The 12,613-nt window shown below is 70.4% G+C and carries 11 protein-coding genes; 3 read left to right on the top strand and 8 right to left on the bottom strand.

Annotation, left to right across the window (positions count from 1 at the left end):
* Positions 1-142: 142 nt before the first annotated feature.
* Positions 143-757, bottom strand: a complete 615-nt coding sequence (gene rpsD / locus ABZZ38_RS15360; protein ID WP_356739690.1) for a 30S ribosomal protein S4 — start codon at positions 755-757, stop codon at positions 143-145.
* 194 nt (positions 758-951) lie between these two features.
* On the opposite strand from rpsD, the gene ABZZ38_RS15365 reads away from it, so the two are divergent.
* On the top strand, positions 952-1,653 hold the full coding sequence (locus tag ABZZ38_RS15365) for a DUF2470 domain-containing protein (protein ID WP_356739692.1): 702 nt from the start codon (positions 952-954) through the stop codon (positions 1,651-1,653).
* On the opposite strand, the gene ABZZ38_RS15370 is transcribed toward ABZZ38_RS15365, so the two are convergent.
* From ABZZ38_RS15370 to ABZZ38_RS15385, 4 genes are all read right to left on the bottom strand, one after another.
* Positions 1,654-3,012 carry a replication-associated recombination protein A gene (locus tag ABZZ38_RS15370; protein WP_356739694.1) on the bottom strand — a complete coding sequence of 453 codons (1,359 nt, stop codon included), beginning with the start codon at positions 3,010-3,012 and terminating at the stop codon, positions 1,654-1,656.
* A 45-nt stretch (positions 3,013-3,057) separates the two neighbouring features.
* A complete protein-coding gene (locus tag ABZZ38_RS15375) occupies positions 3,058-3,678 on the bottom strand; it encodes a vitamin K epoxide reductase family protein (protein ID WP_356739696.1) in 621 nt (206 codons plus the stop codon).
* Between the two features lie 147 nt (positions 3,679-3,825).
* The gene (gene hisS / locus ABZZ38_RS15380) at positions 3,826-5,088 is read right to left on the bottom strand and encodes a histidine--tRNA ligase (RefSeq protein WP_356739698.1); all 1,263 of its coding nucleotides are present in this window, start codon (positions 5,086-5,088) and stop codon (positions 3,826-3,828) included.
* Between the two features lie 12 nt (positions 5,089-5,100).
* On the bottom strand, positions 5,101-5,808 hold the full coding sequence (locus ABZZ38_RS15385) for an MBL fold metallo-hydrolase (protein ID WP_356739699.1): 708 nt from the start codon (positions 5,806-5,808) through the stop codon (positions 5,101-5,103).
* 140 nt (positions 5,809-5,948) lie between these two features.
* Here ABZZ38_RS15385 and ABZZ38_RS15390 point away from each other — a divergent pair, with 140 nt between their 5' ends.
* Positions 5,949-6,734 (top strand): peptidylprolyl isomerase, encoded by a 786-nt coding sequence (locus ABZZ38_RS15390; RefSeq protein ID WP_356739700.1) that lies wholly within the window; start codon positions 5,949-5,951, stop codon positions 6,732-6,734.
* A 184-nt stretch (positions 6,735-6,918) separates the two neighbouring features.
* Positions 6,919-8,148: a DUF349 domain-containing protein gene (locus ABZZ38_RS15395; protein ID WP_356739701.1), complete on the top strand. Its 1,230-nt coding sequence runs from the start codon at positions 6,919-6,921 to the stop codon at positions 8,146-8,148.
* Between the two features lie 137 nt (positions 8,149-8,285).
* Here ABZZ38_RS15395 and ABZZ38_RS15400 read toward each other — a convergent pair whose 3' ends face one another.
* The 3 genes from ABZZ38_RS15400 to secF all read right to left on the bottom strand — a co-directional run bounded on the left by ABZZ38_RS15400 (position 8,286) and on the right by secF (position 12,613).
* Positions 8,286-10,775 carry a bifunctional (p)ppGpp synthetase/guanosine-3',5'-bis(diphosphate) 3'-pyrophosphohydrolase gene (locus ABZZ38_RS15400; RefSeq protein ID WP_356739703.1) on the bottom strand — a complete coding sequence of 830 codons (2,490 nt, stop codon included), beginning with the start codon at positions 10,773-10,775 and terminating at the stop codon, positions 8,286-8,288.
* Between the two features lie 186 nt (positions 10,776-10,961).
* Positions 10,962-11,504 (bottom strand): adenine phosphoribosyltransferase, encoded by a 543-nt coding sequence (locus tag ABZZ38_RS15405; protein ID WP_356739705.1) that lies wholly within the window; start codon positions 11,502-11,504, stop codon positions 10,962-10,964.
* Positions 11,501-12,613, bottom strand: coding sequence for a protein translocase subunit SecF (secF, locus tag ABZZ38_RS15410; protein ID WP_356739707.1), 1,113 nt, complete (start codon positions 12,611-12,613; stop codon positions 11,501-11,503). The genes ABZZ38_RS15405 and secF overlap by 4 nt, the downstream gene beginning before the upstream one ends.

Here is a 12,613-nt window from a genome sequence, read left to right on the forward strand (position 1 = left end):
TCATCCGAGGAACGGGCCGGCGCGACCGGCCGACAGACGAACCGGGCCGGGCAGAAGCCCCGGAACGCGGAAGCCCGCCGCTTCGGCGCCCGGAGAGGGCGCGAAGCGGCGGGCTGGAAACCGCGGGAGTGCTACGCCGGGGTCAGCGGGCGTAGTACTCGACGACCAGCTGCTCGTCGCAGATGACCGGGATTTCCTTGCGGTTCGGGTCGCGGTCGAGGCGGAAGGCCAGGGCCTTCAGGTTGACCTGCAGGTAGCGCGGGGTCTCACCGTCGGCGGCGAAGCCACCCTCGCGGGCGACCTGGAACAGGGTCTTGTCACGGCTGCGCTCGCGGACCATCACGACGTCGTCGGGACGGACGCGGAACGACGGCTTGTCGACCTTCTGGCCGTTGACCTCGATGTGGCCGTGGACGACCATCTGGCGGGCCTGGTAGATGGTGCGGGCGATGCCCGAACGCAGGACCAGGGCGTCGAGACGGCGCTCGAGCTCGACGACCAGCGCCTCACCCGTCTTGCCCTCGGCCTTCTTGGCGCGGTCGTAGGCGCGGGCCATCTGGCGCTCGCTGATGTCGTACTGGGCGCGCAGACGCTGCTTCTCGAGCAGACGGACCTTGTAGTCCGAGTTCTGCTTGCGGCCACGGCCGTGCTCACCCGGCGGGTAGGGACGAGCCTCGAAGTACTTGACAGCCTTCGGCGTCAGCGCGATACCGAGCGCACGCGACTTCTTGACCTTGGGACGCGACTGGTTAGGCACGTTCTCCAGACCTCCGATATAGGTTAGGTTAGGCTTACCTTAATCAAAGAGATCGCATGTCGAGCCCTGGGAACACCACGCGCATCACAGACGACAACACAAAGAGCGACGCTCACGCAGCGCGGAGCATCGATGTGACGGAGGTCCGATCAGCTCATGGTCAGCCGCGTCCCAGCGGGCTTGAAACCGCCCGGATGCCGTCAGCAGCCGAGCGCACACGAACTCTCGTACAGAGTACATGCTCCGCGACGCTCGTCGTGCCGGGGACGGAGGGGGCCCGCCCCGACCAGCTGGCCCCGGACGCCCGGACCGTCTCCGCGGACGGCGAGGTCTTCCTGCTCTTCCCCGCCGGCTCCCCGCCCGTGCGGGCCGCCACCCATGCCCGGGCGGACGAGCTGCCCGCCGTACTGGAGCTCACCGACGTCGCACCGGTCGCCGTCCCCCACCGCATCCGCGGCCGGGCCCGGATCTCCGGCCGGCTGACCTGCGCGCCCGGCATCGCCGCGCCCGGCCACATGATGCTGCGCCTGGAGGTCGGCGAGGTGTACGTCGACGACCTGTGGGGGGACGAAGTCGTCGACCCCGACGACTTCGCGCACGCCCGGCCCGACCCGCTCGCCGCGTACGAGACCGAACTGCTCCAGCACCTGGCCGCCGCGCACGACGAACAGGTCCGGTCGCTGAGCACCCTCCTCGGCCACCGCGCGGGCGACGGTCCGCACGCCGTGCGACGCGTGGTGCCACTGGCGCTGGACCGGTTCGGGCTGCGGGTGCGGTGCCGGGACGCGGCGGGCGCCTCCTTCGACGCGCGCTTCGACTTCCCCGAGCCCGTACGCGACATCCAGGGGCTGCGCCGCTCCATGCACACGCTCTTCGAGGCGGCGGCACACGACTGACTACGCGGTGGACTCACCGCGCAGCCGCTCGCGGACCTTCTCCACCACGTCCGCGTACCGCGCCTCCGTGCCGTACCGCGTCGGTTCGTAGTACCGCTTGCCGTGGATGGCGTCCGGCGCGTACTGCTGGGCGGCGATACCGCCCGGGACGTCGTGCGGGTACACATAGCCCTGGGCGTGGCCCAGCTTCGCCGCGCCCTTGTAGTGGCCGTCGCGCAGATGCGAGGGGACCGGGCCCGCCAGCCCGTTCCGTACGTCCGCCCGGGCGGCGAAGATCGCCGTGGTCGCGGCGTTCGACTTGGGGGCGAGCGCCAGCGCGATCGTCACATGGCTGAGGGTGAGCGCCGCCTCGGGGAAGCCGATCATGGCGACGGCCTGGGCCCCGGCGACCGCGAGGGGCAGCGCCGTGGGATCCGCGAGGCCGATGTCCTCGCTCGCCGAGATCATCAGGCGCCGGGCGATGAACCGGGGGTCCTCCCCCGCCTCGATCATCCGCGCCAGATAGTGCAGCGCCGCGTCCACGTCCGAGCCGCGGATCGACTTGATCAGCGCGCTGGCCACGTCGTAGTGCTGGTCTCCGTCGCGGTCGTACTTCACCGCCGCCCGGTCGACCGTCTCCTCCACGGTGGCGAGGGTGATCTCCGGCTCGCCCTTGGCGAGGGCGGCACCGGCCGCCGCCTCCAGCGCGGTGAGCGCCCGGCGGGCGTCGCCGCCCGCGATGCGCAGCAGGTGCGCCTCGGCGTCCTCGGGTAGCGCGACCGCGTCGCCCAGGCCCCGTTCCTCGGTCAGCGCCCGCTTCAGCAGCGCCCGTACGTCGTCGTCCGTGAGCGGTTCCAGCGTGAGCAGGAGGGAGCGGGAGAGCAGCGGCGAGATCACCGAGAAGTACGGGTTCTCGGTGGTGGCCGCGATCAGGGTCACCCACCTGTTCTCGACGGCGGGCAGCAGGGAGTCCTGCTGCGCCTTGCTGAAGCGGTGGATCTCGTCGAGGAAGAGGACGGTTTCCTTGCCGAAGCCGCCGGAGGCGCGACGGGCGCCTTCGATGACCGCGCGGACCTCCTTGACGCCCGCGGTGATCGCGGAAAGCTCCACGAAGCGCTTGTTGGTCGCCTTGGAGACGACGTACGCGAGGGTCGTCTTGCCCGTGCCGGGCGGGCCCCAGAGGATCACGGAGGAGGCGCCGGCGGGGCCGCCCGCGCCTTCACCGACCAGCCGGCGCAGCGGTGACCCCGGCTTGAGCAGGTGCTGTTGGCCGACGACTTCGTCCAGGGTGCGCGGGCGCATCCGGACCGCCAGGGGGCTGCTGGACGGGTCCTTCTCCTGGCGCTCTTCGGCGGCGGCGGTAAAGAGGTCGGGCTCCACGTCGAGAAGCCTATGTCAGCCCACTGACAGTGCCGACGGAGTCGGTCAGCTCGTCCAGAAGTCCCACCAGCGGGTCAGGATCAGCATGCCGATGATCCCGATGTGGAGGACGGGCAGGACCCAGGTGAACTCGTCCAGGAAGGCGCGCAGCGCGCGCGGCGCGGGCAGCAGTCCCTTGCGGACGTTGTGCGAGGTCACGTACCAGAACATGACGATGGTCGCGACCCAGGCCAGGCAGCACCACAGGCACAGCGAGTTGATCTCGTACAGCGACTGGTACATGAGCCACATGCAGAACCCGACGCCGAAGAGCGTGCCGGCGTTCAGGCCGAGCCAGTACCAGCGGCGGTAGCGCGCGCCCGCGAGCAGGGCCACACCGATCGCGGTCACCATGCCGTACGTGACCAGGCCGAGCATCGGGTTCGGGAAGCCGAAGACGGCGGCCTGCTCACTCTTCATGATGTTGCCGCAGGACACGATCGGGTTCAGGCTGCAGCCCGGGGTGAAGTTCGGGTCCTCCAGCAGCTTGAACTTGTCCAGCGTGATCACCCACGCGGCCAGCAGCCCCGCCGCGCCCGTCACCACCAGCATCCACGCGAACGCCCGGCCCGCCCCCGTGCCCGTGCCGTGTTCCGGGGAGACGTCGTGAGCCGTCGTAGTCGTCATAGGTGTCGTTCCATCGTTCCGTCGCGGGCGGGGGCAGGGGCCATTTTGCCGCACGCGCCCCTCTGTCCGCCGTTCGGTGGACATAAGGACCACGGGAAAGGGCGGGAACCGGCCGTCCCGGACCCCGCCCTGTCGCCTTCCGACCGGTCAGGCGTACCTGGCCCGCAGGACGGTGACGATCTCGTCCAGCGCGACCGCCTCCTGCTCGCCGGACACCATGTCCTTGAGCTGGACCACGCCGTCGGCGAGGTCGCGCTCACCCGCGACGATCGCGTACCGCGCGCCCGACCTGTTGGCGTTCTTCATGGCGCCCTTCAGGCCCTTCCCGCCGTACGCGAAGTCCGTGGCGACGCCCGCGCGGCGCAGCTCGGTGACGACGCCGAACAGCACCCGGCGCGCCTCCTCGCCCAGCGGTACGGCGTACACGGTGGTGGTGGCGGGCAGGTCGAGGGCGATGCCCTCCGCTTCCAGGGCCAGGACCGTGCGGTCCACTCCCAGCGCCCAGCCGACGGACGGCAGCGCCGGGCCGCCGATCATCTCGGACAGGCCGTCGTAACGGCCGCCGCCGCCCACCGCGGACTGCGAGCCGAGACCGTCGTGGACGAACTCGAAGGTCGTGCGGGTGTAGTAGTCCAGGCCGCGCACCAGCTTCTCGTCGTCCTCGAAGACCACGCCCGCCGCCGTCAGCAGCGCGCGCACCTCCTCGTGGTACGCCTTGCAGGCGTCGCACAGGTAGTCGCGCAGCATCGGAGCGCCCACCAGCTGCTTCTGCACCTCGGCGCGCTTGTCGTCGAGGACGCGCAGCGGGTTGATCTCGATGCGGCGGCGGGTGTCGTCGTCCAGGTCCAGGTCGCGCAGGAACCCCTGGAGCGCCTCGCGGTAGACCGGGCGGCACTCGCGGTCGCCGAGCGAGTTCAGCAGGATGCGGAAGTCGCTGAGGCCGAGCGAGCGGTACGCCTGGTCGGCGAGGATGATCAGTTCGGCGTCGAGCGCCGGGTCCTCCGCGCCGATCGCCTCGGCGCCGACCTGCGAGAAGTGCCGGTAGCGGCCCTTCTGGGGGCGCTCGTAGCGGTAGTACGAGCCGGAGTACCAGAGCTTGACGGGGAGGTTGCCCTGCTTGTGCAGGTTCGCCTCCAGCGCCGCGCGCAGCACGGACGCGGTGCCCTCGGGGCGCAGGGCCAGCTTGGAGCCGCCCTTGGTGGTGAGGGTGTACATCTCCTTGGTGACGATGTCGGTGGACTCACCGACACCGCGCGCGAACAGCTCGACGTCCTCGAATCCGGGGGTTTCGACATAGCCGTACCCGGAGTTCCTCAGCGGCGCGGCGATGGCCTCGCGTACCGCCAGGAACTTCGCGGAGTCCGGCGGGAGCAGGTCGTAGGTGCCCTTGGGGGCCTGGAAGGTCGTCACGGAAGTCTCTCGTCACATTCCTCGTCGGGGAGCGTCGGGGCTCCCGAGGCCGGCGGCCACGTCCCGGAGGTACGGGTTGGTGGCGCGCTCGCGGCCGATGGTCGTCTGGGGGCCGTGGCCGGACAGCACCACGGTCGAGTCGTCGAGCGGCAGGCACACGCGGGCCAGCGACGCGAGCATCTCGTCCATGTCACCGCCGGGCATGTCGGTGCGTCCGATGGAGCCGGCGAAAAGCAGATCGCCCGAGAAGAAGACGGGCGGGATGTCCGCCGCCTCGGGCATCGCGAAGGTCACCGACCCCTTGGTATGGCCGGGCGCGTGCGACACGGTCAGCTCCAGGCCCGCCAGCTTCAGCGCGGCCCCGTCGTGGAGCTCGTGGACGTCGTCCGGCTCCCCCACGGTCAGCTCGCCCATGAGCGGCATCCCGATGGAGCGGCCGAGGGCCTTCTCCGGGTCGCTCATCATGTACCGGTCGGCGGGGTGGATCCACGCGGGTACGTCATGGGCACCGCAGACCGGGACGACGGAGGCGACGTGGTCGATGTGGCCGTGGGTGAGCACGACGGCCACGGGCTTCAGCCGATGCTTCCTGAGCGTCTCCTCGACCCCCTGGGCGGCCTGGTGGCCCGGGTCGATGATGACGCACTCCTCGCCCGCGGCGGGGGCGACCAGATAACAATTGGTCCCCCAGGCCCCGGCCGGGAACCCGGCAATAAGCACGATCGTCCTCGAATAAGTCGTCCGGCGGAAGAATGCAGCAGATCAGAGCCTACCGGCGCTGCTCATTCCACAGCCAACCCGTATACGGTACGGGCACACTCCGCCAGGACAGGTAGGACGAGCGACAAGGAGAAGACCCGGTGGTCAGCAGCGATCAGCGGCGGCGGCAGCTCGCCAGGGAGAAGTACGAGCGGCAGATGAGGCGCCGTGAGGAGGCCCGTAAGAAGGCCAAGCGCCGCAACGCGATCATCGCCTCCGTCCTCGCCGTGGTGCTGGCCGCGGGCGCCGCCGCGTACGCCTCGGTGGGGCTCTCGGACGGGGACACCGGGAGCGACGCCGCGCCGGCCTCCGACAGCCCGACGCCAACCTCCGCCGAGAGCTCCTCGCCGGAGCCGAAGATGGCCGTGGACGCCAAGGCGAAGTACACGATGGCGCTCAGGACGAACCACGGTGACGTCGCGGTCGCGATGGACGCGGCGAAGACGCCCCGCACGGTGAACTCGTTCAAGCACCTCGCCGACAAGAAGTACTTCGACAACACGAAGTGCCACCGCCTCACCACCGCCGGCATCTTCGTGCTCCAGTGCGGCGACCCGACGGGCAAGGGCACGGGCGGGCCCGGCTACAACATCCCGGACGAGAACCTGGGCTCGCTGGGCAAGGCGGGCGCCGACGGCAGCGTGACCTTCAAGGCCGGCACGGTGGCCATGGCCAACACCGGGCAGCCCGGTACCGGCGGCAGCCAGTTCTTCCTCGTGTACAAGGACACCAAGCTGCCCCCTCAGTACACCCCCTTCGGCACGATGGACGCGGCCGGCCTGAAGGTCGTGCAGGACATCGCCAAGGCGGGGGTCGAGGGCGGCGCCCGGGACGGTGCGCCCAAGAAGGCGGTCACCATCGTCGAAGCCACCGTCGACAAGGCGTGAACCGGGGCACGAACCGCTGAATTTCGGTCGTGCTGAGTGCGGACAGCCGGGCTGCCGGTCGCCTAGATTGGCGTTGTGCAGCGCGGCTCTCTTCGCGTTGTGGAGGGCGGGCGAGGCCCGCCGGGAAACTGTGGACGATGCCCAGGGGGAACCCCCTCACTCGGCATCATGTGGAGGAGGCGCTGTGAGCAGCGACCCGTGGGGCCGCGTCGACGAGACGGGCACCGTGTACGTGCGTACAGCCGACGGCGAGAAGGTCGTCGGATCGTGGCAGGCCGGATCTCCCGAGGAGGCGCTGGCCTACTTCGAGCGCAAGTACGAGGGCTTGGTGGTCGAAATCGGCCTCCTCGAGAAGCGGGTGAAGACCACCGACCTGTCGGCCAAGGACGCGATGGCCGCGATCGACCACATCCGCCATCAGCTCGACGAGCACCACGCCGTCGGTGACCTCGACGCGCTGCGCAAGCGGCTCGACAAGCTGGTCGAGACGGTGGAGGCGCGGCGCGAGGAGCGCAAGGCCCAGAAGGCCAAGCAGACCGACGAGGCCCGGCACGCCAAGGAGGCGCTGGTCGCGGAGGCCGAGGAGCTGGCGCAGAGCGAGCAGTGGCGCTCCGCGGGCGAGCGGCTTCGGGCGCTGGTGGACACCTGGAAGGGCCTGCCCCGGCTCGACCGGAAGTCCGACGACGAGCTGTGGCACCGCTTCTCGCACGCCCGGTCGGCGTTCTCCAAGCGGCGCAAGGCGCACTTCGCGTCGCTGGACGCGCAGCGTGAGGAGGCCCGCCGGGTCAAGGAGCGGCTGGTCGCCGAGGCGGAGGCGCTGTCCGGCTCCACCGACTGGGGTACGACGGCGGCGCGCTACCGCGAGCTGATGGCGGAGTGGAAGGCGGCCGGGCGGGCCCAGCGCGAGCACGAGGACGACCTGTGGAACCGCTTCCGCGGCGCCCAGGACGTGTTCTTCGCGGCCCGCAGCTCGGTGTTCGCCGAGCGGGACGCCGAGCAGAACGAGAACCTCAAGCTGAAGGAGGAGCTCGCCGCCGAGGCCGAGAAGCTGGTGCCGGTGGCGGACCTGAAGGCGGCCCGGGCGGCCTTCCGCTCCATCAACGAGCGCTGGGAGGCCATCGGTCACGTGCCGCGCGACGCCCGCCCGAAGGTCGAGGGCCGGATGCAGGCGGTGGAGCGGGCGATCCAGGAGGCCGAGGAGGCCGAGTGGCGCCGGACGAACCCGGAGGCACGCGCGCGTGCGGCCGGTCTGACGGGTCAGCTGCAGGACGCGGTCGACAAGCTGCAGAAGCAGATCGACGCGGCCCGTGCGGCGGGCAACGACGCGAAGGCCGACAAGCTGGCGCGTGAGCTGGAGGGCCGCCAGGCTCTGCTGGACCAGGCGCTGAAGGGCCTGCAGGAGTTCGGCGGCTGAAGGCCGTAACCCGCGAAAGCCGTAACCCGAAAGCCGTCACGCGCCAAAGTCGTGCCACCGGAAATGCCGTGGCACCGGAAATGCCGTGGCACGGGAAAAGGGCCTCCCGCTCGGGAGGCCCTTTTCGTATGGCGCCGTCAGGGGCGGCGCGCCGAGGTCACGCGGTAGACGTCGTACACGCCCTCCACGCCCCGTACCGCCTTCAGGACGTGTCCCAGGTGCTTGGGGTCGCCCATCTCGAAGGTGAAGCGGGAGGTGGCCACCCGGTCGCGGGAGGTCTGGACGGCCGCCGACAGGATGTTGACGTGCTGGTCGGACAGGACCCGGGTGACGTCCGACAGGAGGCGGGAGCGGTCCAGGGCCTCGACCTGGATGGCGACCAGGAAGACCGAGGACTGGGTGGGCGCCCACTCGACGTCGAGCATCCGCTCGGGCTGCTGCGAGAGCGAGTCCACGTTGACGCAGTCGGCACGGTGCACCGACACGCCGCTGCCGCGGGTGACGAAGCCGATGATCGGGTCGCCCGGCACCGGCGTACAGCAGCGGGCGAGCTTGACCCAGACGTCCTCGACGCCCTTGACGACCACACCGGGGTCGGCCTTGGCGCGGCGCTTGGCCCGGCCGCGCGAGGGCGGCGCCGACTCGGCGATGTCCTCGCTGGCGGCCTCCTCGCCGCCGAGGGCCTGCACCAGCTTCTGGACGACGCCCTGGGCGGCTACATGGCCCTCGCCGATCGCGGCGTACAGCGACGAAATGTCCGGGTAGCGCATCTCGTGCGCCAGCGTGACGAGCGAGTCACCGGTGAGAATGCGCTGGATCGGCAGGTTCTGCTTGCGCATGGCGCGCGCGATGGCGTCCTTGCCGTGCTCGATCGCCTCTTCGCGGCGCTCCTTGGAGAACCACGCGCGGATCTTGTTCCGGGCACGCGGCGACTTGACGAAGCCGAGCCAGTCCCGGGAGGGCCCGGCTCCGGCCGCCTTGGAGGTGAAGACCTCCACCAGGTCGCCGTTGTCGAGGGTCGATTCGAGCGGTACGAGCCGCCCGTTGACCCGCGCTCCTATGGTGCGGTGGCCGACCTCGGTGTGGACCGCGTACGCGAAGTCGACCGGCGTGGCACCGGCGGGCAGCGCTATGACGTCACCCTTGGGAGTGAAAACGAAGACCTCGTTGCGGGAGAGGTCGAAGCGCAGCGATTCGAGGAACTCGCTGGGGTCCTCGGTCTCCTTCTGCCAGTCCAGCAGCTGGCGCAGCCACGCCATGTCGTTGATGTGGTCGTCCTTGCCGGCCTTCTTCGGCACGTCGGTGCGCACCTTGGAGGCGCCGGCGACGGCCTCCTGCTTGTACTTCCAGTGCGCGGCGATGCCGTACTCGGCGCGGCGGTGCATGTCGAAGGTGCGGATCTGCAGCTCGACGGGCTTGCCGTTGGGGCCGATGACCGTCGTGTGCAGCGACTGATACATGTTGAACTTCGGCATCGCGATGTAGTCCTTGAACCGGCCGGGGACCGGGTTCCATCGCGCGTGGACGGTGCCGAGGGCGGCGTAGCAGTCGCGGACCGTGTCGACGAGGACGCGGATGCCCACCAGGTCGTAGATCTCCGCGAAGTCACGGCCGCGGACGATCATCTTCTGGTAGACGCTGTAGTAGTGCTTGGGCCGGCCGGTGACGGTGGCCTTGATACGGGCGGCGCGCAGGTCGGCCTGGACCTCGTCGGTCACTATGGCGAGGTACTCGTCACGCTTGGGGGCCCGCTCGGCGACGAGGCGGACGATCTCGTCGTACATCTTGGGGTAGAGGATCGCGAAGGCGAGGTCCTCCAGCTCCCACTTGATGGTGTTCATGCCCAGGCGGTGGGCCAGGGGCGCGTAGATCTCAAGGGTCTCGCGGGCCTTCTTCTCCTGCTTCTCCCGCTTGAGGTAGCGCATGGTGCGCATGTTGTGCAGGCGGTCGGCCAGCTTGATGACCAGGACGCGGGGGTCCTTCGCCATGGCGACGACCATCTTGCGGACCGTCTCGGCCTGCGCGGCCTCGCCGAACTTGACCTTGTCCAGCTTGGTGACGCCGTCGACGAGCAGGGCGACCTGGTCGCCGAAGTCCTTGCGCAGCTGCTCCAGGCCGTACTCGGTGTCCTCGACGGTGTCGTGGAGGAGGCCCGCCATCAGCGTGGCGGGGTCCATGCCCAGCTCGGCGAGGATGGTGGTGACGGCGAGCGGGTGCGTGATGTACGGGTCGCCGCTCTTGCGCTTCTGGCCGCGGTGCCAGCGCTCGGCGACCTGGTAGGCGCGCTCGATCTGGCGGAGCGTCGACGTCTCGATCTTCGGGTCGTTGCTGCGGACTATGCGCAGCAGGGGCTCCAGGACCGGGTTGTACGGCGACGAGCGCTGCACGCCGAGCCGGGCGAGGCGGGCGCGCACACGGTTGGAGGAGCCGCCGGAGCGGGGGGCGGCGGACGGGGCGGGCTTGGGGGCCGAGACGGGTGCCGGGCCGGTCGCGCGCTGCGGGGCCGCGGGCCTGTTCGGGGGCGTGCCCTCCGCGGACTCGTTCTGGGGCGTGGCCGGGCCCGCCGCGGCCTTGTCGGCCCGCTCGTCGGGTTTCGCGGCGGAGAGTGGCTGGGCCTCGTCTGGCAAGAGCGCTCCTCGTGCGGGTCCGGGTCCCCCGGTCGAGCCCGGACACCCATGGTATCGACCCGCGCCGCCCGGTGCTCACGAGCCCGCCGGGCCTGGACGGAGACGGGCGCCCCGGGAGTGTTCCCGGGGCGCCCGTGCCGTTTCGTGCGGTGCCCGTAGGTGGCCGTCACCGGCCGTCCGTGGGCGTCAGAGCGTGATCAGGGCCTCCAGCGGCGCGCCCCGCAGGGCGGGCTCCAGGCGGGCCCGGCCGCCCAGGAAGCCGAGCTCCATCAGCACGGCGACGCCCGCGACCTCGGCGCCGGCCCGGCGGATGAGCTCCAGGGAGGCCTCGGCGGTGCCGCCGGTGGCGAGGACGTCGTCGATGACCATCACGCGGTCACCGGGGGCGAGGTCCTCGGCGTGCACCTCGATCTCCGCGGAGCCGTACTCCAGGTCGTACGCCTGGCTCAGCGTGGCTCCGGGGAGCTTGCCCGCCTTGCGTACGGGGATGAAGCCCAGCTTCGCGGCGACGGCGACCGGGGCGGCCAGGATGAAGCCGCGCGCCTCCAGGCCGACGATCTTCGTCGCGCCGTGCCGGACGCACAGCTCCGCCAGCTCGCCGGTGAGCGCGGCGAACGCCTCCGGGTCGGCGAGCAGCGGCGTGATGTCCTTGAACGTCACCCCGGAGACGGGGTGGTCCGGGACGTCACGGATGCGGCTGAGCAGGAGGTCCCGCGTGGTGACGGTCATCGGCGCTTCCCCCGGCCGCGGGTCGGCTGGCGGCGCTGGCCGACGACCGCCCCGGCGGGGGCGGTGTCCCCGTCCTCGGTGTCCTGGGGTTCGTACCCGTCCGGGCCCTCGGTGGGGCCGCCGTCGGAGGGGCCCTTCTCGGCGTCCTGGGCGCGCTTGGCGAGCACGCGCTTCTTCAGCGCCTTCATCCGCGGGTCGCGTTCCTTGAGGTCGGCGACGAGCGGGGTGGCGATGAAGATCGACGAGTAGGCGCCGGCGGCGAGGCCGACGAACAGCGACAGCGAGATGTCGTTCAGCATGCCCGCGCCGAGGAAGCCGCCGCCGATGAAGAGGAGACCGGCCACCGGCAGCAGCGCCACCACGGTGGTGTTGATGGAGCGGACCAGGGTGCTGTTGAGGCTGCGGTTGGCGATCTCGCTGTAGGTCCAGCGGGTCTGCTTGGTGATGTCCTTCGACGCCTCCTTGAGACCGTCGAAGACGACGACGGTGTCGTAGAGGGAGTAACCGAGGATGGTGAGCAGACCGATCACGGTGCCGGGGGTGACCTCGAAGCCCACCAGGGCGTAGATGCCGACGGTGATGGTGAGGTCGTGGATGAGGGCGATCAGCGCGGCGACGGCCATGCGCCACTCGAAGGCGATCGCGAGGTAGACCACGACCAGGACCATGAAGATGCCCAGGCCCGTCCAGGCCTTGTTGGCGATCTGCTCGCCCCAGCTGGGGCCGACGAGGTCGGCGTTGAGCTGGTTCTCGTCGACCTTCAGGTCGTCGGCGAGCTCGGTCTTGATCTTGTTGGCCTCGGCGGTGTCCACATCGCTGATCTGGATGCGCAGCTCGCCGTCGCCGAGACCCTGGACGATCGCGGGGTGCCCGGAGGCCTCCTCCACCGCGTGGCGGGCGTCATCGACGGACACCGAGGTCCGGGGCGTCGTGATGACGACACCGCCCTTGAACTCGATGCCCATGTTGAGGCCCTGTACCGCCAGGCCCACGATGGCCGTGATGGTGATCAGGATGGAGACGCCGTACCAGATCATCCGCTTGCCGACGAAGTCGTAGCCGACCTCGCCGCGGTAGAGGCGTGCGCCCATGCTGCCGAGTCGTGACAT

Origin of the sequence: Streptomyces sp. NPDC006368, from assembly GCF_040612535.1 — a bacterium.
Classification (GTDB): Bacteria; Actinomycetota; Actinomycetes; order Streptomycetales; family Streptomycetaceae; genus Streptomyces.